We start from the raw sequence: 25,150 nt of genomic DNA, 5'->3' as shown, positions 1-25,150 counted from the left end.
GAAGCAACGTCTACCTCTGGTATTCCTATGCGCCCTCCATTTCCCGGCACTCCTGATTCCTCTAAGAAGTCTGCCAACTTAACTGTTAAGCTGGAAACGCAAGCAGTCAGTGTTTACTACGGCTCTCATTTGGCGGTGAAGCAGGTTTCTCTGAAGATTCCCAAGAATCACATCACTGCTTTTATTGGCCCTTCCGGCTGCGGCAAGAGTACTTTGCTGCGCTGCTTTAACCGCATGAACGATCTGATCCCGGGGGCGAGAGTAGAGGGATCCGTAATTTTTCACGGGAAAAACATCTACGATCCCGATGTAGATCCTGCTGAAGTGCGGCGGCGAGTTGGCCTGGTGTTCCAAAAGCCCAACCCCTTCCCGAAGTCCATCTACGACAACATTGCCTTTGGGCCACGGGTCAACGGCTACCAAGGAGACTTGGATGAGCTGGTAGAGCGCGCATTGCGTCAGGCCGTCCTCTGGGACGAGGTGAAAGACAAGTTGAAGACGAGCGGCCTCTCCCTTTCGGGGGGACAGCAGCAGCGCCTCTGCATTGCCCGCACCTTGGCCATCCAACCAGAGGTGATCCTGATGGACGAGCCCTGTGCCTCGTTGGATCCAATCTCCACGTTGCGCATTGAGGAGTTGCTCAAGGAACTGGGCCGTCGCTACACGATCATTATCGTTACCCACAACATGCAGCAGGCAGCGCGGGTCTCCGACTTTACCGCCTTCTTCAACACTGAAGTCGACGAAGAGGGGTTTCGCTACGGACGGCTAGTGGAGTTTAACCGCACTGAGAAAATCTTTAACTCTCCCGCCCATCGGGAAACGGAAGAGTACGTGAGCGGACGGTTCGGCTAATCTGCTGTTGGCGATCCCTCAATTCTGGTCAGTTGGGATCCCGCTCGCCTATTCTAATGGGCGGGAAGATCTATGCAAGGTGAGGCACCGGCGAGATGGCCAAGCGGGTGCGTCTGGATAGCTGGTTGGTGGAGCGCGGATATTTTTCCTCACGCCAGCAAGCGCAACGCTCCATTTTGGCAGGAGAAGTCTTTCTAAATGGGGTGCGGGCGGAAAAGCCTGGAACCTGGGTGAGCGGGGATCCAGCGGTGCAAGTCCAGTCTGGGCCTGCTTTTGTCTCACGGGGGGGAGAAAAGCTACAGGGGGCGCTGCAAACTTTTCCTGTTCAGGTGCAGGGTCGTATTTGTTTGGATGCGGGCATTTCCACAGGAGGTTTTACAGACTGCTTGTTGAAACGGGGAGCCCAGCGGGTCTACGGAGTGGATGTGGGCTATGGGCAACTGGCCTGGTCTTTGCGAACGGATGCGCGGGTGATCCTAAAGGAGCGGGCCAACTTGCGCCATCTGCAGCCGGAGGATCTGTACGGAAGCGAGGCACCTCCCCAGAGCTGGCCGGATTTGGCGGTGGTAGACCTGTCTTTTATTTCCCTGACTAAGGTGCTAGCTCCGCTGTGGAACCTATTGCGTTTCCCACGGGAGGCGCTGTTGCTGGTGAAGCCCCAGTTTGAGGCGGGCCGAGACCAGGTGGGTAAAAAGGGGGTGGTACGGGATCCGGTTGTCCATGCCCGCGTGCTGGAGACGGTGATGCGCTCGGCCGTGGCCCAGGGTTGGCAGGTGCAAGGCTACACGTGGTCGCCCATCACTGGCCCTGCCGGCAATATCGAGTACTGGCTCTGGCTGGCCGAAGGAGAAGGGATCCCTCTCCCCAGCGGCAGTGCGCTACAACAGATGAGCGAGCAGGCGAGAGCGACTTTACATGCATAGATCGTCGATTTTGTCAATAAGCTAATGTGCTGGGTTGGGGGAGATGAGCCAAAAAATTGAAGAATTGTTTCAGGAAGGGATTCGGCGCTATGAATCCGGGGAAGCAGCCAAGACGTTAATTCCCTCTTTTGAGTCGATCTGTAAGGGATCCCCAAAGGCGGCGGCGGCTTGGACGTGCTTGTCCTGGCTCTACCTTCTGGAGGGGCAGGCGGAAAAAGCTCTGAAGGCCGCCCAGACTGCTGTGAAGTTGGATCCGGTGGATGCCCAGCCCCGTGTGAATCTGACCCTAGCCATGCTGGAGCTGAAAAAAACCGGGGTACGCCAGCAGGTGGAGGCCATTAAGCAAATCTTGGCACGGGATCCCGAGCAGATTGAGGGTGTCAAATCCAACCTGCAAGAGGGAGGGAACCGCCGTCCTGCTTGGCCCCACTTGAGCAAGATTTACAACTGGCTCTTTGAAGAAGATTAAGTGACCCTATTCCTGGTTTTGCAACAAGACTTTAGGAAAATCTAGAGCTTTTTATTTTAATCTACAACTCTTAGCGATGTTCTCATGGAGTTGGTGCTAAACTTCTTGTACCCAATAGCAATATGGGATCCATTTATCGATAGAGGTTAGCTCTCGTCGCTTCTCTTCCCCGGCCTCAGTTGATTGATGAGATTGAACTCCGGGCTGGCGCGAGATGCTTAGCTCGGCGGTGGCTGCACTTCATTATATTGCAGTGGTGTTGCACTGCCGCCGCTTCCACAGCCACTGAATCGAGTCCCGTTTTCCAACCTCACTTTTTTGACCCCTTTGACTGCAGATGGGAGGAACTTTAAGATGAACTGTCAGACCGTTTGGGTTAAGAGCGATACCCGAAACCACCAAGGCTATTTCATTCCCCAGTGTGAGTATACTTTGGTCGAGGCCGACCAAAACGGCTGGGCGCTGATCTGTGCGGACAATGCCCGCTGCTATTATGTGGATCCCGAACAACTCTGGTTTGAGGCGGGATGAGAACTGTTGCTGCCTATTCAGGGCTGCTTGACTTCGAGGGAGTTCTGTAGAAACGCGGGCTCCCCATCATACATCCTCCCCATGCCGTTGGGCAGGGGTTTTTTCATGGGATGAGGATTGGCCCGTCATGCCTGTACACAGAACGGGCTTTAGGCTGGTACCTTGGGGCTTCTTCGACCGCAACCCGACAATCAATCTAGCGGAGCCGGCCTAATACTCGACTGGAATCTGGTTCAAGTTCAACTTTCAATACAACTTTTTTCAATACAACTTTCAATACAGAGGGTCTGGTCTGTCCCAGGCCCTTTTTGACTGCCACTTAGGGAGATTCCCAGGGTTAACCCCGCTCTCGCATGGCTTCGGCCAGCAGCCGGGCCACTTCTGGTCGAGAAAACTCCGGCGGGGGCACTTCACCGCGGCGCAGCATTTCCCGCACCTTGGTACCTGAGAGGTGAATGCGCTGGTGAGGCTGGCTGGGGCTGGTCTTGGCCGTGGCCATGGTGCCGGTGACGGTGCAATAGAAAGCATGTTCAAACTTCAAGGGAATGATGCCCAGCTCCCCCGGCTGGAACTCATCGAAAATGTGTTGGGCATCGTAGGTACCGTAGTAGTTCCCCACCCCGGCGTGATCCCGCCCCACAATGAAATGGGTACAGCCATAGTTTTTGCGAATGAGAGCATGGAAAATAGCCTCGCGGGGGCCGGCGTAGCGCATCGACGCAGGATTGATGGCCAAGATCACCCGCTCCTTGGGGTAGTACTTTTCGATCAACACCTCGTAGCAGCGCATACGCACATCGGCGGGAATGTCGTCGCTTTTGGTAGCCCCCACCAGCGGGTGCAAAAATAGCCCGTCCACAATCTCCAAGGCACATTTTTGGATGTATTCATGGGCGCGGTGGATGGGGTTGCGGGTTTGGAAGCCTACAATGGTTCTCCAGCCTCTTTCCCGAAACAGTTGCCGCGATTGGGCCGGGTCAATCTGGTAGGCCGGAAAAAGAGGGTGGGGATCCCGCTGCAGGAGGGTGACGGGGCCGGCCAAATAGACGGATCCCTGCTCGTAGAGCACCTTTACCCCTGGATGTTGCTCATCGGTGGTGCGATAAACTTGCCGGGCTTCGTATGTTTTATCGTAGGTGAACTTCTCGGTCAGCTCCAGTAAGCCCAGGATCTTGCCCTCGGCACTGGCCAAGGCGATCATTTGCCCCTCTTTCAGACCCGCTGCCACTTCTGAGGAGACCGGCAGGGTGACCGGCAGCGACCAAGCCAAGCCATTGGCCAGGTGCATTGTTTCCAGAACGGCCTGGTAATCTTCCCGCCCCATAAACCCCGTTAGCGGGCTGAAGCCCCCAATGGCGATCATCTCCAGATCCGATTGGGCCCGCTCGTCGAGATAGAGGATGGGGCAATGTTCGGCTTTGGAACGCAGCTCCTGCGCCTGCTCAGGCGGGGCAATGCAGTTGATCAGGGTGCCCCCGTGGGGCGGAATGGTATCACCAGCAGGGAGAGTCGATTGAGATTGGCTCATGAGAAGGGCAGCGAGAACGACGGTTGTCCAAATCCAATATCCAGCTATCGAATCCCGGATCTCCAGGAAGCAGGGAAAAAAGCACAGGTCGGGCTGAAAACAGGAGGGAGCAGAACAGGTGGAGACCCCATCCAAATCACGCCCTCAGGGATCCCTTCCATCCCGGTCAATCCAACAAATAGGGGGGCATGCTTTCATCGGTGGCCGATACGTTGTCGAAGATGGGCCGATTCATAATCTTCTTTTGCGCGTGCAGAGGTGAGGATTGGGGTTTGGGCTGAATGGGGGCTTGTCCTCTGGGGTTCTGTAACTCCTGGATGGTTTTGGCCCGCTCGTCCGCAACCGCTTGCAACTGCGCCAGCGCCTTTTGCAATTCGTCCCGATGGGCAGTAACCTGCTGCAATTGAGCTTGCAGGGCAGAGACTTTGTTTTGGTAGTCTTGCAAGAGTTGTTGAGCTTCGGCCAGTTGGCTTTTGAGGGCTTCCATTTCCGGCGATTCTGGGGTTGGTTCTGGGGGAGACTGAGAAGACATCGTTGTCGGCTCCTCGCCTGTGGGAGTAGACTCTGCGGAGGTGGGCTCTGAACTGGTTTTAGCACCGGCCTTGCGCCGAATTCCGCCGGAGCGGCGGGAAATTTCCCCCGACGAAGGAAAGAGGCTGCGGTCAGATCCAGTCACAAGAGCACCTCGCGTTCAACAAACTGCAGCAGCCGCTGACACACCGCCGACCCAGGCCGATAGTCCATCACCGTCAAGCCGTAGTCAAAGGCGATGCGCAAATCGCTGCTATCTGGAATGGTAACGGGTGAAAGCACATCCGCAAAAATCTGTTGCGCTTGCACGTACAATTGCCCGGTGTGGGATCCCGACCAAATGCCCCCCGGCAGATAGCGGTCGTCCAGCATCGTCAAAACGGCGCGGGCGTGGCTGAGCTGGCCTTTCAGGGCCTCAATGTAGCGCAAGGTCACTTCCGTGCAGGAGAAATCGGCGCGGTTGAGCCGCGTCGGGATCAGTACCCGCTGGGCCACCCGCAGGGCATTGGCGGTGAGGGCATTCAGTTCTCCCGGCGTATCGAGAAAGATGAAGTCGTAGTCCGGCAGCAAGGGATCCAGTTGGCGCTGCAATAGATTCTGCCCCATCTCTCCAGCAGCAGCCAGTTGGGCCGCCACTTCCGCCATGGTGCTGTGGGAGGGCGCCACATCCACTCCCTTGTCCGTGCAGTAGATCACCTCTTCCAGAGGACGTTGGTGTTGCGGGTGTAAGCTGGCCCAAACCGTTTCCGGTGCCGGCAAGGATCCGGCCCCTTCCAGGTAAAGGTTGCTGGCGGTGGCCTGGGACGTGAGATCGATGAGCAAAACTCGGTATCCCCGTTGGGCCGTCAACTGAGCCGCGTGGACGCAGAGGGTGGACTTGCCAGTGCCCCCTTTGTTGTTGGTAAAGGCCAGGATACGCGCCATCAGCTCTCCCTGCATTCTGTCTTGCCAACTTGTTCCCCTTCCCGAGCAGCTTGGCCAGATTGAACAGGACAGTCGTTGAGGTGGCCCCGCAGCAGTCTATGCTATTGGGTGTAGCCTGGTGGAGGACAACCATGCGCGATGTACTGGCGATCATCTTGGGAGGTGGGCGTGGCACCCGACTTTATCCCCTGACCAAGCGCCGCGCCAAACCCGCTGTGCCCCTGGCCGGCAAATACCGCCTCATCGACATCCCGGTCAGCAACTGCATCAACTCCGACATCGAAAAAATCTACGTCCTCACCCAGTTCAACTCTGCCTCTCTGAACCGCCACATCGTCAACACCTACCGCTTGTCCCCCTTCACAGGCGGCTTTGTGGACGTTTTGGCGGCCCAACAAACCCCTGACAATCCCGATTGGTTCCAAGGCACCGCCGATGCTGTCCGCCAATACCTCTGGCTGATGGACTCCTGGAAGCCGCGGGACTTCCTCATCCTATCTGGGGATCACCTCTACCGCATGGACTACCGCCCCTTCATCCACCATCACCGGCAGGTGGGAGCCGATGTGACGCTGGCGGTGCTCCCCTGTGAAGAAAAAGTGGCCTCGGGTTTTGGCTTGCTCAAGCTTGGCGAGAACGGTCGCATTGTGGATTTCAAGGAAAAGCCAACAGGAGATCTGCTGAAAGCCTGCCAGGTGGACACCCAAGCCCTCGGCCTCAGCCCGGAAGAAGCCAAAGCCAAGCCCTACATCGCCTCCATGGGCATCTATGTATTCAAGCGAGAAGCTCTGATCGAGATGCTCAAAGTCAAGGAGCACACCGACTTTGGCAAAGAGGTGCTGCCGGCAGCCATCGGCAAGTACCATCTGCAAGCCTACCTCTTCAAGGGTTACTGGGAAGACATCGGCACCATCGAGGCTTTTTACCGGGCCAACCTGGCACTGGTGCAGCAGCCCAACCCGCCCTTCAGCTTCTTCGACAGCGAAATGCCCATCTACACCCGCCCGCGCTTTTTGCCCCCCAACAAAATCCTCGACTCCCAGATTGTCAACTCCATGATCGCCGATGGTTGCATCATCAAAAACGCCCAAATTCGCAACTCCATCATCGGCATTCGCAGCCGCTTGGAGGCCAACACCATCATCGAAAACACCCTGGTAATGGGAGCCGATTACTACGAGTCGGCAGAAGAGCGACAGGCCAGGCTGGAGGAAGGGATCCCACCGGTGGGCATCGGGGCCAACTCTCACATTGTCAACGCCATCGTGGATAAGAATGCCCGCATTGGGCGCAATGTCCGCATCCTCAACAAGGATCACGTCACCGAAGCGCAGCGGGAAGAGGAAGGGATCTGGATCAGCAACGGCATCGTCACCATCATCAAAGACTCGGTGATCCCGGACAACACCATCATTTGAGGGGGAAACAGGCCGGCCCTGGCCGAGAAGGGGGCAGGATGGGGCTGACAGGCCCTTGCGCAGAAACGGCGAGGCTTTTTCTGTTAAGATGGATACCAAGAGCTTCAAAACAAAAAACTGTGAGATCGCTGGAGTGTGTTTAGTAGAACTTCGCCCATTGCCGCTTTGGAAGTTTACGATCCGCAATTGATCTGCCGCTATTACCGCTGGCGCCTGCCCCAAGTGATCGGTCGGGCGCTGGCCATTCTCTGGCCTTTCTTGTGGTTTGTCCTCTGTTTGCGCTGGGATCAACTGTGGGGACACACTGATCGCAATGTGGGACGGCGCTCGGTGCAGTTGCGAAAGCTGCTCACCGACCTGGGGCCAACGTTCATCAAGGTGGGTCAGGCCCTCTCCACCCGCCCCGATCTGGTGCGCAAAGACTACCTAGAAGAACTCACCCAACTGCAAGATCAACTGCCGCCATTTCCTTCCGAGCAAGCATTTGCCCGCATCGAATCCGAGTTGGGCCGTCCGATTGCCGAGATCTTTGCCCAGATCTCTCCAGAGCCGGTGGCTGCTGCCAGCCTGGGGCAGGTCTACAAAGCGCAGTTGCACAGCGGCGAATGGGTGGCGGTGAAGGTGCAGCGACCCCATCTGCGAGAGCAGTTGAGCCTGGATCTGTACCTGATTCGCTGGGCCTCGACATGGCTGGGCCCCTGGCTGCCCTTAAACCTGGGCAGTACTTTGACGGCGGTGGTGGATGAGTTTGGCCGCAAGCTTTTTGAAGAGATCGACTACCTGCACGAAGGGCGAAACTGCGAGCGCTTCGCCGAATACTTCCGCGACGATCCGGATGTGTACGTGCCGCGCATCTTTTGGGCTTACAGCACCCGCCGGGTTCTGACCCTGGAGTGGATCGACGGCATCAAGCTGACGGATGTGGAGCGCATTCGAGCAGCCAACCTGGAAGTGAAACAATTGGTGCGCATCGGGGTGGTTGCTGCCCTCAAGCAATTGCTGGAATACGGCTTTTTCCACGCGGATCCCCATCCAGGTAACTTGTTTGCCCTCACCGATGGCCGTATGGCCTACATCGATTTCGGCATGATGGATCAGCTTACCGAGGAAATGAAGGAGTACTTGGTGGATGCTCTGGTTCACCTGGTGGATCGCGACTACAACGCCCTGATCGATGACTTTATTCATCTGGGCTTTTTGCAGCCGGATGTCGGCCGCCAAGAGCTGATCCCCGCCTTGGAAAAGGTGCTGGCAGACGTGCTGACCCAAGAGGTGGTCAACTTTAACTTCAAAACGGCCACAGATCAGTTCTCCGACTTGATGTACCGCTACCCCTTTCAGGTGCCCTCCCACTTTGCTCTGGTGATCCGATCTTTGGTGACCCAAGAGGGAGTAGCCCTCAGCCTCTATCCCCAGTTCCGCATCGTCGGTGTGGCCTATCCCTATGTGGCCAAGCGCCTGCTGACGGATGAATCGCCGCGTATTCGCCAACGGCTGCTGCAAGTGTTGATCAAGGATGGTAAGTTCCGCTGGAACCGCCTGGAGAACCTGATTCAAATTGCCCGCAGCGATGGGGGATTGGATTGGTTACCCACTGCCCAAACGGGTTTGCGCTACCTGATGTCGGAAGAGGCCCGCGATCTGCGTCGCCAGTTGGTGCTTTCCCTCACAGAAGATGATCGCCTTCACTTTGAGGAGCTGCAGCGTTTGTGGCAGTTGCTCAGCCCTGAACTTTCCCCAGCTTACCTCTGGCAGGCAACGCTGAGATCCCTACCCTCGACCGGCGATCTGCAACACACGCTTGTCGAGTTGAGGGAGCAGGTGCAAGCCCATCTGGAACATCTCAGCCGCTGGCGGCTACCTCAACCTTGGTCGGATTTGCTGGCAGGAGTGGGACAGGAAAGGTAGAACGGAAGAAGATGACTCAAGTTTATTGTTATTGAGCTGGACAAAAGCGTGGCAGATCAGAAAGGTGACTTCATTGCGGGTGTAGTGACTGGCGCCCTGTTGGGAGGGATCATCGGCGGGGTCATTGGGTTTGTGCTTGCCCCTCGACTCAGAAAGGGATCCGCCGAAGGCCAACGCCGGGATCCAGATCGCCTCAACGGCACCTCGGTAGCCCCTGAACGACCGCGCCTCAGTGCTTCGGGTGAGTCGGCCATGTCCAGCGACTGGAGGAAGTGGGAAAATGAGGCAGAACGCATTGCTCAAGCCCGCCGCACTCTAGAGGCCAAGATTGCCGAGTTAAACGAGGCGATCCAGGCCATGCGCACGCAATTGCTCGTCAAGGAAACCTCTTCCAGGGCTGTTGAGGAAAAGCCTTGAGCAGGGGATCCCTGTCCATGCCAAACTAGAGGCGGCAGCGGCTTTCCTCTCTAGGTTCTGCCATCCTCTCTCGGCTGAGTTGCGATCCTGGGCCAGGTCTGCCTCTGGCGAAGGTGCTTCAGCTTAATGGATGTTGAGTTGATCGAGTTGTTTCCCTACTTTTCCCAACCATGATGCTCAGTCACTTGTTGTCTCCTCTCGCTTGGGTGGACGGCCTCTCCCTGGGGTTGGTCTACGGCACTGCCGCGTCTTTGCTGTTCCGCTCCCTTTACCAGTTCATTGTCATTTACAATGCTCTGCTGATCGTGCGGATTTTGCTGAGCTGGTTCCCGCAACTGAACTGGTCTAACCCCATCCTGTCGGTGCTCAGCCAACTCACCGATCCCTATCTCAACCTGTTCCGCGGCATCATTCCCCCCATTGGTGGCTTGGACTTTTCCCCCTGGTTGGCCTTCATTTTGCTCAGCTTTGCCATGCAGGTGGTGGGCCAGTTTGCCTAGCTGCTGTAGCACTGGATTCCTCCTGAGGGGCTCGGATCCCCTTAAGATTGGGAGTCACTTTTTCGTTGCCCGCCATGCAGATCCCCGGCGTTGCCCACTACTGGCTGCTGAATGCTCAGGTTCCCCTGTCGGTACTGAAGGAGGCGGTGCCAGGAGCTGTCCCCAACCGCGATAACCTGGTGTTGCTGGATCTGGAAATCGAAGGGGGGCAGATCCGCCAAATCCAGGCGGCAACAGGGATCCCGCCCCAGGGGATCCCCAGCGTGGATCTAAGGCGGGGCCAAGTGTGGCCGTGTTTTGTGGACATCCATACCCACCTGGACAAGGGGCATGTGTGGCCGCGCACCCCCAATCCCGATGGTACCTTTGCCGGGGCGAGGCAGGCCGGCCAGGAAGATTGGGTGAAGATGAAGCAAGCCTATGACGGGGATCCGGAGCAGTTTCGGGAGGATCTCTACCGTCGCTTCAGCTTTGGTTTGCGCTGCAGCTATGCCCATGGATCCCAGGCGGTGCGCACCCATCTGGTCTGTGAGAACCCTCAGGTTATGGGGGCCAGCTGGGAGGTGTTTGTCCAGTTGCGCCGAGAGTGGGCGGGCAAGCTGGAACTCCAGGCGGTCACGCTTTTGAGCTTGGATGCCTTTCTCACCCCTGCAGCAGAAAAGCTGGCGGACAAGGTGGCGGAAGTGGGCGGGATCCTGGGTGGGGTGGCGGCGATGGGGCCGGAACTGGATCGGCAATTGGATCGGGTGTTTGCCCTGGCCAAGGAGCGGGGCTTGGCTCTGGACTTTCATACGGATGAGACGGACGATCCGGGATCCCTCACGTTGAGACACGTGGCAGCGGCGGCCTTGCGCAACGATTTTCCCCATCAGGTGGTGTGTGGCCATTGCTGTAGCCTGGCCGTGCAACCGCCGGAGGTGGCCCACAAGACTATGGCCTTGGTCAGAGAGGCGGGAATTGCCGTGGTCAGCCTGCCCATGTGTAATCTCTATTTGCAAGCCCGTAACCCCGGCCATACCCCCCGTTGGCGGGGAGTGACCCTGCTCCACGAGCTGAAAGCCTTGGGCGTGCCGGTGATGATAGCCAGCGATAACTGTCGGGATCCCTTTTATGGCTTTGGGGATCACGACGGCCTGGAGGTGTTCCGGGAGGCCACCCGCATTTTGCACCTGGATACCCCCTATGGGGATTGGCCCCAGGCGATTACCACCACCCCTGCCCGCATCATGGGCTTGACCGAGCGAGGGCAAATTGGGGTGGGCTTGCCGGCAGATCTGGTGCTGTTCAAGGGACGTGGCTTTGACGAGCTGCTCTCGCGACCCCAACATGACCGGGTGGTGTTGCGTCAGGGGCAGGCCATCGACACCACTTTGCCGGACTACAGCGAGCTGGACGACCTAATGGAGAGGGTGGGAGCAGCGGTTAGTTCTGGCTCCAAGCAGTAGAGCAGGGTTACTTGAATTGCAGCGAAGCAGCTTGGGGATCCCTGGCGTTTCTCCCCAGAGTGGGAAAAATGAAATTTGGAGTCATGGGGTGGGTCGGTTATCCCCAGATTAGGGTGAGATCCATAACAAAGCCAGGAAGAACGGGATCCCCAGACAAACTCACAGGCTGCTCCAAAACTTGTACCGGCTGACCGGGGCGATAGACGTGGACTTGGCGACTTTCCGGGTCAATTAACCAGCCCAGTTGGGATCCGTTGTCTAGGAACTCCTGCAACTTGGCCTCAAGGGTGGCCAGCTCATCGGTAGGGGACTTCAGTTCCAGCACAAAGTCAGGGCAGAGGGGAGCAAAACGACGGCGCTGCTCTGGGGTGAGCTGCTGCCAGCGCTCTTTGGCAACCCAGGCGGCATCGGGAGAGCGAATGGCCCCATTGGGCAGGGCAAAACCTGCAGAAGAGTCGAAGACAAGACCTAAGTTCTTGCGTCGATTCCACTGCCAAAGTTGGCCCAGTAGGTCGGCATTGCGGAATCCACTTTCGCTGCCTGCAGGGGCCATGGCGATCAGTTCTCCTTGGGCGGTGCGTTCCAGGCGCAGCTCAGGATTCTGCCGACAAAGCTGCTCGAAAACTTCATCGGTTAAATTCACAGCCGGCTGCAGGTTGAGGGCAATCATGAGCTCATCCTGGTGGGCAGTTTTAGAGCGTGGGGAGCACTATTCCCAGATTAAGGTGAGATCCACCACAAAGCCAGGGAGAACGGGATCCCCAGACAAGCTGGTAGGTCGCTCCAAAACTTGCACCGGCTGACCTGTGCGATAGACATAGACCTTCCCGCTTTCCGGGTCGATTAACCAGCCCAGTTGGGATCCGTTGTCCAGGTACTCCTGCAGCTTGGCCTGAAGGATGGCCAGCTCGTCAGTAGGAGACTTCAGTTCCAGCACAAAGTCAGGGCACAGAGGAGCAAACCGACGGCGCTGCTCTGGGGTGAGCTGCTGCCAGCGCTCTTTGGGCATCCAAGCGGCATCGGGAGAGCGAATGGCCCCATTGGGCAAGGCAAAACCGGCGGAAGAGTCAAAGGCCACACCAAGCTGAGTTTGCCGGTTCCACTGCCAGAGCTGGGCGCTAAGGCTCAAGTTTTGACGACTGCTTTCGCTGCCTGCAGGAGCCATGGCGATCAGTTCTCCTTGGGCGGTGCGTTCCAGGCGCAGCTCAGGATTCCGCCGGCAGAGCTGCTCGAAAACTTCATCGGTTAAATTCACAGCCGGCTGCAGGTTGAGGGCGATCATCATCCTTCCTGTGCAAAACTCTCAGGGTATGGGGCCTGTGGCTCGTATTGATCCCCTAGGATGGAGCGTATTTTTTGGCGAGGGGCGCGAAGGGCTGGACTTCTACCCAACTCTCGGCTTTGGGCCAAGACTTCTGGTACCCACTGTGACATACTCCCGCACTCATGCTGACGCAAAGCGCTCCGCGCCGCTAAAGCGAGAGAGTGCAGGCTTCAAGGGCTCCGTCCCGCTGGCGCGAATGGGAGGGCAACCCGACAGAGGAAGTGCCGTAGCAGAACCAGGAACCGGAATCCTCGCCCTTTATGACGGGGAGTATGTCAAAGGGGTCAAGTGCCATCAGGTGAAAGTCCTCCTATTGGGGATCCCTGTGGGCAGCCAGAATGGCCTGAGCAGCCAGGTGGCCGGAGAGAGTGGCCCCTTCCATGCTGTCGATGTAGTCTTGGGCGGTGTAGCTGCCGGCAAAAAAGAAGTTGGGCACGGGAGTCTTTTGCTGCGGGCGATAGGGATCCATGCCCGGCGCTTCTCGATAGAGGGAGTGGGCCAGTTTCACCACGCTGTACCAGGTCATGTTCAGCTGCCGGGATGAGGGAAACAGCTCGTGGACTTGGTGCAACACGTGCTGGGCAATTTGCTCGTTGGGCATGGAAATGAAGGGATCCCCCGGCGTGAGCACGCATTGTAGCAGGGATCCCTGGCCCGGCTTGTAGTAGTCGGCGGGGCTGGTGAGGGCCAGATCGGCAAAGCAGGAAAAATCGGCATCGGCGGTGTAGAGGAGATTGTCGATACCCAGAGCCTCTGGGTGTTGGCTGGCTCGTTTGGCCTGGCCTTGGGGGTTCAGCTCCGTCACCCAGCCATCGAAGCGCAACTGCACCGTGGCCACAGGTACGGATTCCAGCTTGTAGAGGTTGTCGAACTGAGGCCACTGCCGCCATACTTCCGGGATCAGCCGTTTGGCCCCTTCCACTGCCGTTGCACACACATACACATCTGCCTCCACCCGCTCTCCATTGGCCAAGAGCAAGCCGGTCACCGCGTAGGGAGGAGAGTCGTTCACTTCAATGCGGCTGACCCCTCTGCGGGTGTGGATCTGGCCCCCACGGGCTTGGATGTAGCGGACGATAGGCTGAGTGAGATAGGTGTCCGGGGATCCCTTGAGGAAATTGAGCTTGGAGGCCTCTGTTTTGCTGGCAAACATCTGAAAGATCGTCAGCATGCAGCGGGCAGAAATCTGCTCCGTGTCAATAAAGCCCAAGGCATAGGCAATCGGGTTCCACATCCGCTTCAGGCTACCTTCGGATCCCCCATGCCGCCGAAACCAATCGGCAAAGCTCATCCGATCCAAGGCGCGAATTTGCCGCATTGCCCCTTCATAGTCCAGCAAGCCGCGAATCAAAGGGCTGGTGCCCAGCGCTAAGGCGTTGCGCAGCTTGTCCGCCCAAGAGAGCTGCTCGGTGGTGAAAAAAGCTTTGAGGCCGTTGAAAGGCGCCCCCAGGGGAAAGCGAAAATCCAGACTGGCCGTTTGCCCACCTCGGTTGACAAAGGTGTGGGTGTGTTGCTTGGGCAGCAGGTTCTCGTAGGCCCCCACCTTTTTCATCAGGGCAAACAAATTGCTGTAGTTGCAGAAAAAAACGTGCAGCCCCATCTCGATGTGGTTGCCATCGGCATCCTGCCAGGATCCCACCTTGCCGCCGACAAAAGGCCGCGCCTCGTAGAGCTGCACCTCGTGTCCTGCTTCAACCAAATCGACTGCCGTCACCAACCCGGCCAATCCGGCCCCAATAATGGCTACCCGCATAGCAATACCCTCAAACAGGCGCTGCCCGGGATCCCGCCCAGACTTTGCGCAACTGCAAAGAAAGATGAACTTCTCTCATTCTGGAACAAAATGCGCCAGGGATCCCTGACTTGACAAACCACCGCAAAACTTGCCATCATAAATTTCCCGACGCGGATGTAGCTCAGTGGTAGAGCTTCTCGTTGCCAACGAGACGGTCGCGCGTTCGAATCGCGTCATCCGCTTGCTTAGGCTTGTGAACCCATTCAAGAGGGGAATGAGATCCCTGCAAGGGAGAGGGCCGTGACGGTAGTCCCAAGGAGCTCCCCCTTTCCTCTCTCCCCAAAGGAGTCAGCCCTCACTCCCAGCTCTTCTCCCTCTGGAAGACGGGAGAGTAGGGGTCTCGGTTTGATTGGGCTGATTTGGGAATGGTTTGATTTGGGGAGCGTAGAAGGTCTCCAGGCTGTCACGGTCGCCCACAAAGCGCCAGTGCCAGGGTTCGTAATTCACCCCCTGAGGGTTGTTTCTGGGGAAAGACAGCTCAAAGCCAAAGCGGGCCGCGTTGCTCTGCAGCCACTGGAAGGCCGGGGTGGTCTCAAAGGCTTCTTGAGTATCCCACTGCGGAAACCCGGCATCCCCAAGGTCGATGGCATAGCCAGTGTGGTGCTCGCTGTAGCCAGGGGGAGCACTGACAGCAGCTCGTTCCTCGGGTCGCAAGGCTCGGGATTGAGCCAATTGAAAAAACAAGAATTCCTGCTCCGCCATGGAGCGAAACCCGGAAATGGGGACAAGGCGGATCCCGGCAGCTCGAGCTGCTTCGCTCATGCGTAGGTAACTTTCAGCAGCCCCCTGGCGTAGGCGCACCTCGCGACCGCGGTAGTGGCCCACCACCCGCAAGCTGTCTGCAGGGGCTTCGGAATAGGCATAGTGCCCCAACAGAGAAGGTCGCCCATTCTGCACAGTTGGCTGCGGCAGAGAGGGCTGACCGGTTTCTTCCAGAACTTGGGGATCCGCCGCCTGCTGGGATCCCGGTAACTTCTCTATCCCCCAACCCGCCAGGAGCACTAGCCCAACCAGCACCAGGCCCAAGACTAGACGGGACCTCAGGGCAGGCACCGAACTTTGCGCTTTTTTCGCCGGAGTGGACTGGCGACGGGCGACCGGAATGTCGTCGTTCATGCGCAAAGGCCGGGATCTAGCGAGGAGTACTGAAAAGAGGCAGCGTTTCTACAAACCCAAATCCGCCAAAATATCGCGGGCATGGGTTTCGGTATTGATGTTCTGGTAGACTTTGGCAATTTTGCCCTCGCCATCAATGACGTAGGTCACCCGCTTGGCATAGCCGCCCCCATCCACATCGTAGGCGCGGGTAATCACCCCACTGCTATCCACCAGTAGGGGGAAAGGCAAGTTGTACTTTTCGGTGAACTTTTGGTGAGAAGCTTGGTCGTCCATGCTCACCCCCAGCACCACCACGTCCTTGCTTTGGTAGTCGGCGTAGGCGTCGCGGAATCCACAGGCTTCTTTGGTACAGCCGGGGGTGTCGTCTTTGGGGTAAAAATAGAGGACAACGGTTTTGCCGGCAAAATCAGCCAGCGAAACCTGGTTGCCTTGGGTGTCAGTGGTGTTGAACCCAGGAGCAGGGGTGCCAACAGCGAGAACCATAGGTGCGTGACCCAAAAAGTGTGATGAATAGGGCTGCCCTCAGCATTTTCTTCAGCCCTGCTTGTCTCTGTCAAGGCATTACCGCTCCAGCTTGGCATTGCAACTCAGCCACCAGCTCTTGAAGCTCCGCCGATAGATTGCCGGGCAGCCGTCGCCTCAGAATCTCTGCCAACGATCGATAATACCACAGGGATCCCTCTTTTCCGGCGGAAAACCGCTGCCAGAGTTCATCCCCCAGTTGGCGAAAATCCCGCAAGATGCAGCGGGCGTTGTGCAGCTTGTCAGAGGCGGCCACCAACAAAACCGAGGCATTTGCCGTTTCCAGGTGCTTCAGGTAGGCGGTTTTGCGCTCTTTCCAGTTTTCTTTGGGCTCGCCTCGGGAGCCATCGCTTTCGGTATCCGTACATCCCAGGATGATCTGCAGCACCCGTTCTCCAAAGTGCTCCCGGATCTGTTGCTCAATCTGGGCCCGGGGCTCGCCTGTGTTGTGGGGGCCGTCCTCTAGGCTGTCGTGGAGCAGAGCGGCAATCGCTTCATCTTCATCCGCCCCATGCTCCAGGGCGATGGCTGCTACGGCCAACAGATGGCTGAGGTAAGGGATCCCGGTTCCCTTGCGGGTCTGAGAAGCATGCCAGCGATGGGCATAGTGCATTGCCTGCACAAACCGCTGTGTGAGTTGCGTTGACATCTGGACTCTCCAATTGGGGTTAAGTTGACCAAGAAAACTGGGTTGCAAGCCCTGCCCTAAGGCCTACAGCCCGCTGACGCGGCAAGGGCGGCTTCGTGCTACGCTGTTGGTTGAACTCCGCCAACTTGAGTATGGCGCAGTGTTAGCAAGAGCAATGTCAGCAGGAAAAGTATCTGGGAGTTCATCCCAGTAGTCGGGGTTATGGCATCCCCCACCACTCGCAAGGGTGGTGTAGCCCAAGAAGTAGGAATTATCCTGTGGCCTGGGAAAGAATCCTTGCCTTTTAGGGCAGGGAGAATGCCAATTTTTGGACAAGGTTGATCCAAGCGAGGTTCAGGCGCTGAGATGGCAAGGTTCAGCCGGTGGCCGGAGTCTGTTTTGCAGGCAGCGGCACCAGCGTTCCTGTTCCCTGCCAAGCGCACAAATCCACGAACTGGTCGGCTATCCGAATTAACGCCGGGTTCGTGTTCGGCCTGTAGGCGGCTACCTCCAGCCGGCAGCCTTGGCGGCGGATATGCTTGAGGGCCGGCACAAAATCTCCATCCCCACTCAGCAGCAGCACCGTCTCGTAGTGGGAGTGCAGCGCCATCAAGTCCACGATCAGCTCCCCATCCAGATTGGCTTTGCGGCTGCCGTCGGCGTGGATCACCACCGGCTTGGTGACCACCCGATAGCCCTGTTTTCTCAACTCCCGCAGGAAACGACGCTGAGCTAGGTTGTGGCGATCTACCCCGCTGTAGACATGCACTTCCATCTCGGATCTGCCCTGGGCCAGCCAGCTGAGCAGACTGGGATAGTCGAGATGGGATCCCCACTGCTGGGCGCTGGCGTGGAGATTGGCCGCGTCGATGAACACCCCCAGGGCTTTGCGGGGAAAAGCAGGGTTCGGCTGGGATGCCACCAGCTGCTGCAGGTGTTGGAGTTGCGCCTGCACCAACTCCAGTTGCTCCAAAGTCACTTGGGGCTGGGATACCGGCAGAGCATTCAACCGCAGCTCCACGGCTTTTAACCGCTGCTGGATTTGCTGGATGGCCTGGGTGATGGGGGCCAGCTGTTGCCGCACGGACAGATGAGACGTGGGCCGAGCTTCGAGGGCGTCGATCCGCCCTTGTAATGTTTCCAGTTGGGCCGCCGTCTGCTGCTGCTGTACCCAGATGGGCTCCAAAACCTTTACTTTCTGCTCGAGCTCTTGAATGGCTTCAGCCGGGGAAGCCAAGGTCTGCTGCAGAAGGGACGGTTCAGCAGTGAGCCGAGCGTCCAGCACCTCGAAACGCGCTTGCAGGGTCTCCAGTTGGGTTGCTGTCTGTTGCTGCTGTGTCCAGGTCTGTTCCAGAACTTGGCCAAGCTGTTCTTCGCGGCGGCGGATGGCAGGGTAGGCTGCTGCCAAAGGTAAGAGCCCCCAGATCACTTGGCGGGTCACCAGGGCCGTCACCCCCAGGGCCAGGGATCCCGTCCACAGCCAGGTTAAGGGGAAGGCAGAAGCCCTATTCATACTCATACTCATAGTCAGCTCTCCTCAGTTTGGGTTATCGATCTGCTCGGTTGCCAGGATTTCACCTCACTCACATGGGCCACCTCAGGGATCCCTCTCGAAGATCGAGATGCCCAGAACTCCCAGAGGCATCGAAGAGGAGCCATTCAGCAACTGCAGTATGCCTTCTATTGGAAGGAGGATCTTCCAATTGTTGGACAAACCCATTCCCCTTGTTGATCAGATGGCTCGGTTATCGAAAGCGGGCCCAAACTGGTTCCTCTCAACCGACAGGCCCCGTCCCAGCATGGGCTACAGAGGGCGCGAACCTTGGACGGGGGAAGGTCAGTTGGGGATCTCGAGGGTTACCAAAAAGCGCCGTAAAGCCCTGCCTTTCAAGGCAGGGATGTAAGGCGCTATCTTCTTATCCAAAGGCTTCCGTGATAAACTAGAGCTATGCGTGTCCTGGAAGCCAAGCTCCTATACGGCACACCTGAGCAGTACCGAGCTTTGGATGAAGCCATTCGTACTGCCCAGTTTGTGCGCAACAAGTGCCTGCGCCACTGGATGGATAACCGGGGCATAGGCAAAAAGGAGCTGTACACCCTCTGCAAGCATCTGGCCCAGGAGTTCGAGTTTGCCCAAAAGCTCAACTCCCAAGCCAGGCAAGCCAGTGCAGAACGAGCCTGGGCAGCCATCTCCACCTTCTACCGTCGGTGCCGTGCCGGTGAGAAGAAGAGCTACCCGCAGTTTAAGAAGAACTGCCGCTCTGTGGAGTACAAGCAATCCGGCTGGAAGCTGTCGGCAGATGGCATGGCCATCACTTTCACCGACGGCAACCAAGCCGGCACTTTTGCCCTGTACTGCAACAGCGAGGCCAGACAGCTCATTCTCCACTCCAAAATCAACCGGGTGCGAGTAGTCCGCAGAGCGGATGGGTACTACGCCCAGTTCTGCCTGGACATGGAGCGCCAGGAGCAGGGCGAGTATGCGGGGAAGATGATTGGTATTGACCTGGGGCTGCAGCACTTCTACACCGACCAGGACGGCAACACGGTGGACTGCCCCAAGTATCTGCGCAAAGCAGAGAGGCGGTTGAGGCTGCACCAAAGAAGACTGAGTCGTAAGTTGAGGAGGGGATCCAAGGAACAGTCGAGGAACTACCTTAAACAGAAACAGAGACTTGGCAAGGTACACCTCAAAGTTCAACGCCAGCGTAGAGACTGGGCTATGAAGTTGGCCCGGTGCGTGGTGGCGTCTCACGACGTCGTGGCGTACGAGGACTTGTCGGTGAAGAACCTGATGAGGAACCACCACCTGGCCAAGTCGATTCAGGATGCGGCCTGGTCTTTGTTCACCCGGTGGCTGGACTACTACGGGAAGGTGTACGGCAAGGTAGTGATTGCTGTGCCGCCGGAGTACACCACCCAGGAGTGTTCGGGGTGTGGTCACCTGGTGAAGAAGACGCTCTCTACTCGTACCCATCAGTGCCCTAAGTGTGGGTTGGTGCTGTGTCGAGACCAGAATGCGGCACTCAACATCCTGCGGCGGGCATTGAAGATGTTGGGCATGGAATGGAACGGTACCCAAGGGCATTGGGGAACCGCCTCGAAAGAGGGAACGCCTGGGGAGACAAGCACCTCTGCCATGGAGGGGCAGCCTAACATGGTAAGTGCTGTCGTGGAACCAGGAACCAGAATCCTCGCTCTTTAGGGTGGGGAGTATGTCAAATTGGCCAACTGCACATCGTCATGATCCACCCAGGCTCCGCCGTGCCGGACGACCGTATCACCTCCCACCGGCACCGAGATGTGCAGGGATCCGCCAAAGAGGGGAATACCAACAAGCACTTGGGGGCCGCGGGTGACCATGCTGGGCTCAATCAGGGTTTTACCGGTGCGCAAGGTAACAGTGTTCAGGCCCAGGCGCAGAGGTTGCAGAGGCAGGGGAATCTGTAGGTTATCTCCCCCCAGGTGAATCTGTTCGATTTCCACCCCGTTCAAGATGACTTGCATGGGAGACATGTTGGCGCTGGGGATCCGGGATTGGCCGGCCCGATAGGCGGCGGCAGTATCCAACCCAATCAGGGATCCAATCCGCAAAACCGGTGGGCGCGAAGGCAGGCGTTGCAAAGTGAAAGAGCGGGTCATCTCCACCCCTTGGGCAGGGCCCAAAAATTGCCCGGCGGCAGCCGATTCCGGTGAGTACTGGTTATCCCCCAGGCGGATGACATTCGCCTCCAGTACCAAAGTCGTGTTGGGATCCCAGCGCTCCAACTGCAGTTGCCAAGGCCGATCCCCGCTGGCTTGACCGCTGCCTGTACTTTGGGAATAGGGCAAATAATTCTCCAGCCGCGCCACCAAAATTTCCTCTGCCGGCAGTGGCCCTGGCAGGCGAAACCGACCCTGGGCATCGGTGCGCACCGAAATACCCGCCCCTGGAATGGCCACCTCCGCCCCGGCCAAAGGCTGCCCTGTCAGCCGATCCACCACCTGTCCCGAATAGGCGGAATCCAACTGCACCTGTCCTGTGGGCACATCCGTTGCTGCCTGAATGCGCTGCTGCAACACTTGCCAGTCGGCTTCTGTGATCCGTCCATCCTGGTCGACATCGGCAGCTCGGATCTGGTCGTCGGTCAATCCCCGTTCTCCCCGCAAGTAGGCCCCCAACAGGTTGAGATCCTGCACCGTCAAACGGCCATCCCCGTCCAAATCGCCCGCTTGAAAGGGCTGCGCTTGGGCAAAAGACACGCCTATCCAACCCAGGCCAAGGGATCCCAGTAGCAAAAGAGAATGAGCCAAACAGGAGACCCTAAACATGGCAACTCTCCTGGGAGTTGTTCATGTTCTAACGTAATTCACCTCCTCGCAGCAGGGTTGACCGAGCCGGTGTAGAGTACTCTTGAGCGCAATTTTGCCGGTTCGCCTTTGGCTGCAGGAGCCGAAAACTTAATGGTAGGATAACCGTGGTGGCTTGCCTGTTCTATGGCTCGATACTCTTGCGTTACCCAGCTTGTGGGCTCAGCCGAGCAGCTCAGCGAGTCGATCCGCGCTGTTTTGGAGCGCTGCCAACTCAATATCCTCCACAACAGCCTTGATTATTGGGTGGCCGGCGAGCCTCCCGGAAAAAATCCCCACACCAAACTGGTGACGGTGGAAGTGTTTGTGGATCGCACCCGTCAGGCTGCCGACGGCTCTGTACAGGTGACCTGCATTGCCAAAAACGAAGAGCTGCCCCTCAGAAGCGTTAACCACTGCCAACAAACCTTTGACCGACTGAAGGCAGAGCTAGCCCAGTTGCAAAGTCAACTTCAGCTTGCTGCCCAACAAAAAGATGCCTTACGATAGCTAGGCTGAGTTTGCTTTGATCCCATGGCGCGTCGCTGCCAACTAACCAACAAGAAACGCAACAACGCTTTTGCCATCTCCCACTCCCACCGGCGCACCAAGCGCCTGCAGGAAGTCAATTTGCAGTGGAAGCGCATCTGGTGGGAAGAGGGTAAGCGGTTTGTTCGTCTGCGCCTTTCCACCAAAGCCTTGAAGACTCTCAAGGCCAAGGGTATAGGAGCCATGGCCCGGGAAGCCGGGATCGACCTCAACCAGTTTTGAGTTTTCTCTTTAGCCCGGTTGTCCTTGACGGCTCCAACCTCACAGCAAGCCAAAAAGCTTACGCGACTTGGGTTGCAATCCCGCCAGCAAGGTGTTGAGGGTATCCCGTTGGGTAAGCTCGTTGGTGCCGCTGGCCCGCTCGATTAAGAGCTTGCGCGTCTCATCGGAGAGCTTGGCATCGGTAAAATCGGCTCCACTGAAGAGCGTATCTTCAATCTGAGCGTCCCGTAGGTTGGCCCCCACCAAAATGGCTTGTTCTAGGTTGGCAAACTGAAGCTGGCAACTCACCAAGGCAGCCTGGGAGAGGTTGCAGCGAGATAGGTTGGCCTGGCGGAAGTCGGCGGCAAAAAAGTTCCCCTCCGCCAGATTAGCAGCCACCAAGCTGGCTTCGCGAAAGATGGAATGGCTGAAACGGCCCCCCTGAAAGCTGCTTTTGTCCAGTTTGGCGGCGGTAAAGTTGCTGTAGTCCCCCAGAGCCTGGCTAAAGCTGGATCCCCGTAGATCTGAGGCGGTAAAATTGGCCCGCTCTAGCTCAGCGCGGCGAAAGTTGCACAGACGTAGGTCGGCTTGCTGCAGGCTGATCGAGCGCAGGTTAGCCCGCGTCAAATTGGATTTGGGCATCTGAATGCGGTCGAACAAGCCCCGCGAGAGGTAGGCATTCTCCAGGTTGGCACCCACCAGGGAGCGCCCCTCACGCAAGGCTTCCAGCAAGTCCCGCGTGGTTTCAATGCGAACCGGCTCTGAGGGTTGAGAAGGGGGAGCACTCACGGATGGAGCATTCCTCACAGTTAGGCCAGAAACCCGGCCAACCCAGCCGTAAACTGGGGGCCAACAGGGATCCCACCTATCAAGCTAACGTTTGCGCCGCCTGCCGAGGTTAAGAGGATGTTAAAAAGACAACCCTGCATCGAGCTTTCCAGAGGGGGCCTTCTCTTGTGGAAACAGCCTACCGGGGGAGAGCCATCGGCTCCGATTTGTTGCATACTCGGGGCAGCCTTTCGTCAGTGAACCACACCTCCCATGCAGGTAGCTTTTATTGTCGATCCATTGCCTCAGTTGCAGGTGGGCCATGACACCAGCATTGCCCTGATGGAAGCTCTGCAGAAACGGGGACACCGCATTTTCTGCCTGGGCCTGGCGGATCTCTACTGGGATCAAGGGGAAACTTGGGGATCCCTTGAGGAAATCCGGTTGGATCTGCAAGCGGATCCCTGGTATGAGGTCAAAGACCGGCAACTGCTGCCCCTGAGCCAAATGCAGGCGGTGTGGATGCGCAAGGATCCGCCGGTAGATGCGGCCTATCTCTATGCCACTTACCTTTTGGATCGTCTCTCTCCCAGCCGCACACTGGTGCTCAATCATCCTGCCGGGATCCGCTCGGCCAACGAAAAGCTCTATGCCCTGCAATTTCAAGAGTGGATCCCGCGCACCCGCGTCAGCAGCAACAAGCGTCTGCTGCGTCAGTTCGTCGAACAGGAAGGACAGGCGGTGCTCAAGCCCTTGGGTGGCAAAGGTGGGGAAGGGATCCTGAGGGTCAATGCCGGGGATCCAAACCTCAACTCGTTGATTGAAATGAGCACCCAATTTGGTCGGCTGCCTGTGATGGTGCAGGAGTATTTGCCACAGGCGGCCGCAGGAGATAAACGCATTTTGTTGCTGGAAGGAGAACCTTTGGGCGCCGTCAATCGGATCCCTGGAGAGGGCGATTTTCGGGGCAATGTTGCTGCCGGCGGTCGAGTGGAAAAAACCAAGATTACCGAAAAAGAACGGGCTCTCTGCGGGGCTTTGGCACCGGTGCTCAGGCAGGAGAAGCTGTATTTTGTCGGGATTGATGTTATCGGGGAACGACTAACCGAAGTGAACGTGACCAGCCCAACAATGCTGCGAGAACTCTGTCAGTTGGAAGGAGTTGACCTGGCAGATCAAGTGGCTCAGTGGCTGGAAAAGAAGGTGCCCGTCAAGGGCTGAATGACTACCCACCAGGATGTTTCTGGGATCCGGCGCGTCTGTTGCCTGACGGGGTTCCCGTCTATTTAGGGAGTCTATAGAGATCAAATTATAGCTTGGAATGACCATAGTAGGTTGAGTTCAACTTTTTCCGGTCGGCAGATAGAAAATAAAAAGCCCCACAAGGGGGCTCTGCCGCGACCAGTCAGCGACTTATAAAACTCTAGAGCAATGTAAAGAAAAGCTCCATGAATAGGCCGTATTGAACATCGCATTGAGCACAGTTTTTAGAATCTCAGAAAAAAGGCCAAATCCTCGGAGCTGTTATCTTTTTTTTAGATTTTCCGACCCGAGGCTAATCCCAGGCCCCTTCTGCTTTGCCGGAGCGGTCTTTAGAGTTGCTGCTCTTGCCCAGTGGGTTACGAGTCAGCCGGTGGCCTTTCCCGTCCCACCCAGCGCCAGATGGTGGGCAGCAGCACTGCCGCCAGTCCGCACTTCACCAAGTCTCCTGGGATAAAAGGGAAGACCCCTTTGTTGAGGACGGCCAAGATCGAGGTGGGCTCAACATTCTGGTTCAGCCACACCCCCAGCCAAGTGGCTCCCAGCAAAAAAATCAGAGCTGAGCAGGATAACATCGCCAGCGCCATCTTCCAGGGGTTGCGATCCACGCCCCAGCGCTCCACCAACCAGCCCATCAGCCCCGCAGCTAGGGGAAAAGCCAATAGGTAGCCCCCCGTCGCCCCCGCCAAGTGGCCAAGCCCGGATCCGCCACCGCTGAAGAAGGGCAATCCCAGGATCCCTTCCAGCAGGTACACCAGCAACGTGAGAAAGCCCAGCCGTGCCCCAAAGCCTGCCCCCACCAGCATCACCCCAAAGGTTTGCCCGGTAATCGGTACCGGCGTGAAGGGCAGAGGGATCCGCACCTGAGCCAGGGCAGCTACGAACAAACTTCCCCCCAGAACCAGCAGGAGATCCCGAGTTCGGGAAGGGCGAGGCAGAACAGTTTGCGCCAAGGGTGTGTGAACAAAGGTAGCAGTCATGAGAGGTTTGCACTCCTGTTTACCCGAAGACTGAGCTTAAGGCCCCGTCCCATCGCTGCGCGGAAGCAAGCCAGTAGGGCGGGGAGTATGTCAGGGTTTCAGAATACAAGAATTCGGTTACCGAAAAACTGGGTTTGAAGCCCCGCCCTTTAAAGCGGCTTTGTGCTACGCTGCCTGCAGTGCCAGGGTAGTCAGCCGCTCTCGCCCACAGCAGCACAGGGCGCAT

At 57.5% G+C, this 25,150-nt stretch carries 26 protein-coding genes, 1 tRNA gene and 1 pseudogene; 15 read left to right on the top strand and 13 right to left on the bottom strand.

The window, feature by feature from the left end; genetic code table 11:
• The first annotated feature begins 27 nt into the window (after positions 1-27).
• The 5 genes and pseudogenes from pstB to CYB_RS15640 form a co-directional block, all read left to right on the top strand.
• Positions 28-855 (top strand): phosphate ABC transporter ATP-binding protein PstB, encoded by an 828-nt coding sequence (pstB, locus tag CYB_RS05130; RefSeq protein WP_011432705.1) that lies wholly within the window; start codon positions 28-30, stop codon positions 853-855.
• Between the two features lie 95 nt (positions 856-950).
• Entirely contained in the window at positions 951-1,778 is an 828-nt protein-coding gene (locus tag CYB_RS05125; protein ID WP_011432704.1) for a TlyA family RNA methyltransferase, read from the top strand.
• Between the two features lie 43 nt (positions 1,779-1,821).
• Positions 1,822-2,247, top strand: a complete 426-nt coding sequence (locus CYB_RS05120) for a hypothetical protein (RefSeq protein WP_011432703.1) — start codon at positions 1,822-1,824, stop codon at positions 2,245-2,247.
• Positions 2,248-2,601: 354 nt separating this feature from the next.
• A complete protein-coding gene (locus CYB_RS14500) occupies positions 2,602-2,778 on the top strand; it encodes a hypothetical protein (protein ID WP_187147266.1) in 177 nt (58 codons plus the stop codon).
• A gap of 121 nt (positions 2,779-2,899) precedes the next feature.
• Positions 2,900-2,992 (top strand): annotated as a pseudogene (locus tag CYB_RS15640) (hypothetical protein); the annotation flags it as partial.
• Between the two features lie 123 nt (positions 2,993-3,115).
• On the opposite strand, the gene sat reads toward CYB_RS15640, so the two are convergent.
• The 3 genes from sat to CYB_RS05105 form a co-directional block, all read right to left on the bottom strand.
• Positions 3,116-4,306 (bottom strand): sulfate adenylyltransferase, encoded by a 1,191-nt coding sequence (gene sat, locus CYB_RS05115; protein ID WP_011432701.1) that lies wholly within the window; start codon positions 4,304-4,306, stop codon positions 3,116-3,118.
• A 166-nt stretch (positions 4,307-4,472) separates the two neighbouring features.
• The gene (locus CYB_RS05110) at positions 4,473-4,838 is read right to left on the bottom strand and encodes a hypothetical protein (RefSeq protein WP_011432700.1); all 366 of its coding nucleotides are present in this window, start codon (positions 4,836-4,838) and stop codon (positions 4,473-4,475) included.
• Between the two features lie 140 nt (positions 4,839-4,978).
• Complete coding sequence (locus CYB_RS05105; protein ID WP_011432699.1) at positions 4,979-5,761, bottom strand: ParA family protein; 783 nt, start codon at positions 5,759-5,761, stop codon at positions 4,979-4,981.
• Between the two features lie 131 nt (positions 5,762-5,892).
• Here CYB_RS05105 and CYB_RS05100 point away from each other — a divergent pair, with 131 nt between their 5' ends.
• From CYB_RS05100 to CYB_RS05080, 5 genes are all read left to right on the top strand, one after another.
• Positions 5,893-7,179, top strand: coding sequence for a glucose-1-phosphate adenylyltransferase (locus CYB_RS05100; RefSeq protein ID WP_011432698.1), 1,287 nt, complete (start codon positions 5,893-5,895; stop codon positions 7,177-7,179).
• Positions 7,180-7,314: 135 nt separating this feature from the next.
• The gene (locus CYB_RS05095; protein WP_011432697.1) at positions 7,315-9,087 is read left to right on the top strand and encodes an ABC1 kinase family protein; all 1,773 of its coding nucleotides are present in this window, start codon (positions 7,315-7,317) and stop codon (positions 9,085-9,087) included.
• Positions 9,088-9,135: 48 nt separating this feature from the next.
• Positions 9,136-9,504 (top strand): hypothetical protein, encoded by a 369-nt coding sequence (locus CYB_RS05090; protein WP_011432696.1) that lies wholly within the window; start codon positions 9,136-9,138, stop codon positions 9,502-9,504.
• Between the two features lie 170 nt (positions 9,505-9,674).
• The gene (locus CYB_RS05085) at positions 9,675-10,004 is read left to right on the top strand and encodes a YggT family protein (protein WP_011432695.1); all 330 of its coding nucleotides are present in this window, start codon (positions 9,675-9,677) and stop codon (positions 10,002-10,004) included.
• Between the two features lie 74 nt (positions 10,005-10,078).
• On the top strand, positions 10,079-11,449 hold the full coding sequence (locus CYB_RS05080) for a cytosine deaminase (protein WP_011432694.1): 1,371 nt from the start codon (positions 10,079-10,081) through the stop codon (positions 11,447-11,449).
• A gap of 97 nt (positions 11,450-11,546) precedes the next feature.
• Here CYB_RS05080 and CYB_RS05075 read toward each other — a convergent pair whose 3' ends face one another.
• The 3 genes from CYB_RS05075 to zds all read right to left on the bottom strand — a co-directional run bounded on the left by CYB_RS05075 (position 11,547) and on the right by zds (position 14,526).
• Complete coding sequence (locus CYB_RS05075) at positions 11,547-12,119, bottom strand: Uma2 family endonuclease (protein ID WP_011432693.1); 573 nt, start codon at positions 12,117-12,119, stop codon at positions 11,547-11,549.
• Between the two features lie 39 nt (positions 12,120-12,158).
• Entirely contained in the window at positions 12,159-12,731 is a 573-nt protein-coding gene (locus CYB_RS05070; RefSeq protein WP_011432692.1) for a Uma2 family endonuclease, read from the bottom strand.
• 352 nt (positions 12,732-13,083) lie between these two features.
• The gene (gene zds / locus CYB_RS05065) at positions 13,084-14,526 is read right to left on the bottom strand and encodes a 9,9'-di-cis-zeta-carotene desaturase (protein WP_011432691.1); all 1,443 of its coding nucleotides are present in this window, start codon (positions 14,524-14,526) and stop codon (positions 13,084-13,086) included.
• Positions 14,527-14,678: 152 nt separating this feature from the next.
• On the opposite strand from zds, the gene CYB_RS05060 reads away from it, so the two are divergent.
• Positions 14,679-14,750, top strand: a tRNA-Gly gene (locus CYB_RS05060).
• 106 nt (positions 14,751-14,856) lie between these two features.
• Here the strand turns inward: CYB_RS05060 and CYB_RS05055 are convergent.
• The 4 genes from CYB_RS05055 to CYB_RS14045 all read right to left on the bottom strand — a co-directional run bounded on the left by CYB_RS05055 (position 14,857) and on the right by CYB_RS14045 (position 18,356).
• Positions 14,857-15,684 carry a M15 family metallopeptidase gene (locus CYB_RS05055; RefSeq protein ID WP_011432690.1) on the bottom strand — a complete coding sequence of 276 codons (828 nt, stop codon included), beginning with the start codon at positions 15,682-15,684 and terminating at the stop codon, positions 14,857-14,859.
• 48 nt (positions 15,685-15,732) lie between these two features.
• Complete coding sequence (locus CYB_RS05050) at positions 15,733-16,170, bottom strand: peroxiredoxin (protein ID WP_011432689.1); 438 nt, start codon at positions 16,168-16,170, stop codon at positions 15,733-15,735.
• 70 nt (positions 16,171-16,240) lie between these two features.
• On the bottom strand, positions 16,241-16,858 hold the full coding sequence (locus CYB_RS05045) for an HD domain-containing protein (RefSeq protein ID WP_011432688.1): 618 nt from the start codon (positions 16,856-16,858) through the stop codon (positions 16,241-16,243).
• A gap of 355 nt (positions 16,859-17,213) precedes the next feature.
• Complete coding sequence (locus CYB_RS14045; protein WP_187147265.1) at positions 17,214-18,356, bottom strand: NYN domain-containing protein; 1,143 nt, start codon at positions 18,354-18,356, stop codon at positions 17,214-17,216.
• 429 nt (positions 18,357-18,785) lie between these two features.
• Between CYB_RS14045 and CYB_RS05030 the strand changes: the two genes are divergently transcribed.
• A complete protein-coding gene (locus CYB_RS05030; protein WP_011432686.1) occupies positions 18,786-20,042 on the top strand; it encodes an RNA-guided endonuclease InsQ/TnpB family protein in 1,257 nt (418 codons plus the stop codon).
• Here the strand turns inward: CYB_RS05030 and CYB_RS05025 are convergent.
• Entirely contained in the window at positions 20,039-21,148 is a 1,110-nt protein-coding gene (locus CYB_RS05025; RefSeq protein WP_011432685.1) for a dockerin type I domain-containing protein, read from the bottom strand. The genes CYB_RS05030 and CYB_RS05025 overlap by 4 nt on opposite strands.
• A gap of 165 nt (positions 21,149-21,313) precedes the next feature.
• On the opposite strand from CYB_RS05025, the gene CYB_RS05020 reads away from it, so the two are divergent.
• A complete protein-coding gene (locus tag CYB_RS05020; RefSeq protein WP_011432684.1) occupies positions 21,314-21,676 on the top strand; it encodes a hypothetical protein in 363 nt (120 codons plus the stop codon).
• A 24-nt stretch (positions 21,677-21,700) separates the two neighbouring features.
• Positions 21,701-21,937 carry a 50S ribosomal protein L28 gene (gene rpmB, locus CYB_RS05015; protein WP_011431026.1) on the top strand — a complete coding sequence of 79 codons (237 nt, stop codon included), beginning with the start codon at positions 21,701-21,703 and terminating at the stop codon, positions 21,935-21,937.
• Positions 21,938-21,976: 39 nt separating this feature from the next.
• Here the strand turns inward: rpmB and CYB_RS05010 are convergent, their stop codons facing one another.
• Positions 21,977-22,705: a pentapeptide repeat-containing protein gene (locus CYB_RS05010; RefSeq protein WP_238376916.1), complete on the bottom strand. Its 729-nt coding sequence runs from the start codon at positions 22,703-22,705 to the stop codon at positions 21,977-21,979.
• Positions 22,706-22,957: 252 nt separating this feature from the next.
• Between CYB_RS05010 and gshB the strand changes: the two genes are divergently transcribed.
• Positions 22,958-23,905 carry a glutathione synthase gene (gene gshB / locus CYB_RS05000; RefSeq protein WP_011432682.1) on the top strand — a complete coding sequence of 316 codons (948 nt, stop codon included), beginning with the start codon at positions 22,958-22,960 and terminating at the stop codon, positions 23,903-23,905.
• Positions 23,906-24,303: 398 nt separating this feature from the next.
• On the opposite strand, the gene CYB_RS04995 is transcribed toward gshB, so the two are convergent.
• Positions 24,304-24,924, bottom strand: a complete 621-nt coding sequence (locus CYB_RS04995) for a biotin transporter BioY (protein WP_011432681.1) — start codon at positions 24,922-24,924, stop codon at positions 24,304-24,306.
• Positions 24,925-25,150 lie beyond the last annotated feature (226 nt).

Source organism: Synechococcus sp. JA-2-3B'a(2-13) (assembly GCF_000013225.1).
Taxonomy (GTDB): Bacteria; Cyanobacteriota; Cyanobacteriia; order Thermostichales; family Thermostichaceae; genus Thermostichus.
The sequence above is the reverse complement of the archived record's forward strand: the minus strand, read 5'-3'. Positions and strand labels throughout refer to the sequence as shown.

Excerpts from the sequence above, each read along its gene's own strand:
- pstB (WP_011432705.1), top strand. The coding sequence starts at position 28 with ATGCGCCCTCCATTTCCCGGCACTCCTGATTCCTCTAAGAAGTCTGCC.
- CYB_RS05125 (WP_011432704.1), top strand. The coding sequence starts at position 951 with ATGGCCAAGCGGGTGCGTCTGGATAGCTGGTTGGTGGAGCGCGGATAT.
- CYB_RS05120 (WP_011432703.1), top strand. The coding sequence starts at position 1,822 with ATGAGCCAAAAAATTGAAGAATTGTTTCAGGAAGGGATTCGGCGCTAT.
- CYB_RS14500 (WP_187147266.1), top strand. The coding sequence starts at position 2,602 with ATGAACTGTCAGACCGTTTGGGTTAAGAGCGATACCCGAAACCACCAA.
- sat (WP_011432701.1), bottom strand. The coding sequence starts at position 4,306 with ATGAGCCAATCTCAATCGACTCTCCCTGCTGGTGATACCATTCCGCCC.
- CYB_RS05110 (WP_011432700.1), bottom strand. The coding sequence starts at position 4,838 with ATGTCTTCTCAGTCTCCCCCAGAACCAACCCCAGAATCGCCGGAAATG.
- CYB_RS05105 (WP_011432699.1), bottom strand. The coding sequence starts at position 5,761 with ATGGCGCGTATCCTGGCCTTTACCAACAACAAAGGGGGCACTGGCAAG.
- CYB_RS05100 (WP_011432698.1), top strand. The coding sequence starts at position 5,893 with ATGCGCGATGTACTGGCGATCATCTTGGGAGGTGGGCGTGGCACCCGA.
- CYB_RS05085 (WP_011432695.1), top strand. The coding sequence starts at position 9,675 with ATGATGCTCAGTCACTTGTTGTCTCCTCTCGCTTGGGTGGACGGCCTC.
- CYB_RS05080 (WP_011432694.1), top strand. The coding sequence starts at position 10,079 with ATGCAGATCCCCGGCGTTGCCCACTACTGGCTGCTGAATGCTCAGGTT.
- CYB_RS05075 (WP_011432693.1), bottom strand. The coding sequence starts at position 12,119 with ATGATTGCCCTCAACCTGCAGCCGGCTGTGAATTTAACCGATGAAGTT.
- CYB_RS05070 (WP_011432692.1), bottom strand. The coding sequence starts at position 12,731 with ATGATCGCCCTCAACCTGCAGCCGGCTGTGAATTTAACCGATGAAGTT.
- zds (WP_011432691.1), bottom strand. The coding sequence starts at position 14,526 with ATGCGGGTAGCCATTATTGGGGCCGGATTGGCCGGGTTGGTGACGGCA.
- CYB_RS05055 (WP_011432690.1), bottom strand. The coding sequence starts at position 15,684 with ATGAACGACGACATTCCGGTCGCCCGTCGCCAGTCCACTCCGGCGAAA.
- CYB_RS05050 (WP_011432689.1), bottom strand. The coding sequence starts at position 16,170 with ATGGTTCTCGCTGTTGGCACCCCTGCTCCTGGGTTCAACACCACTGAC.
- CYB_RS05045 (WP_011432688.1), bottom strand. The coding sequence starts at position 16,858 with ATGTCAACGCAACTCACACAGCGGTTTGTGCAGGCAATGCACTATGCC.
- CYB_RS14045 (WP_187147265.1), bottom strand. The coding sequence starts at position 18,356 with ATGAGTATGAATAGGGCTTCTGCCTTCCCCTTAACCTGGCTGTGGACG.
- CYB_RS05030 (WP_011432686.1), top strand. The coding sequence starts at position 18,786 with ATGCGTGTCCTGGAAGCCAAGCTCCTATACGGCACACCTGAGCAGTAC.
- CYB_RS05025 (WP_011432685.1), bottom strand. The coding sequence starts at position 21,148 with ATGTTTAGGGTCTCCTGTTTGGCTCATTCTCTTTTGCTACTGGGATCC.
- CYB_RS05020 (WP_011432684.1), top strand. The coding sequence starts at position 21,314 with ATGGCTCGATACTCTTGCGTTACCCAGCTTGTGGGCTCAGCCGAGCAG.
- rpmB (WP_011431026.1), top strand. The coding sequence starts at position 21,701 with ATGGCGCGTCGCTGCCAACTAACCAACAAGAAACGCAACAACGCTTTT.
- gshB (WP_011432682.1), top strand. The coding sequence starts at position 22,958 with ATGCAGGTAGCTTTTATTGTCGATCCATTGCCTCAGTTGCAGGTGGGC.
- CYB_RS04995 (WP_011432681.1), bottom strand. The coding sequence starts at position 24,924 with ATGACTGCTACCTTTGTTCACACACCCTTGGCGCAAACTGTTCTGCCT.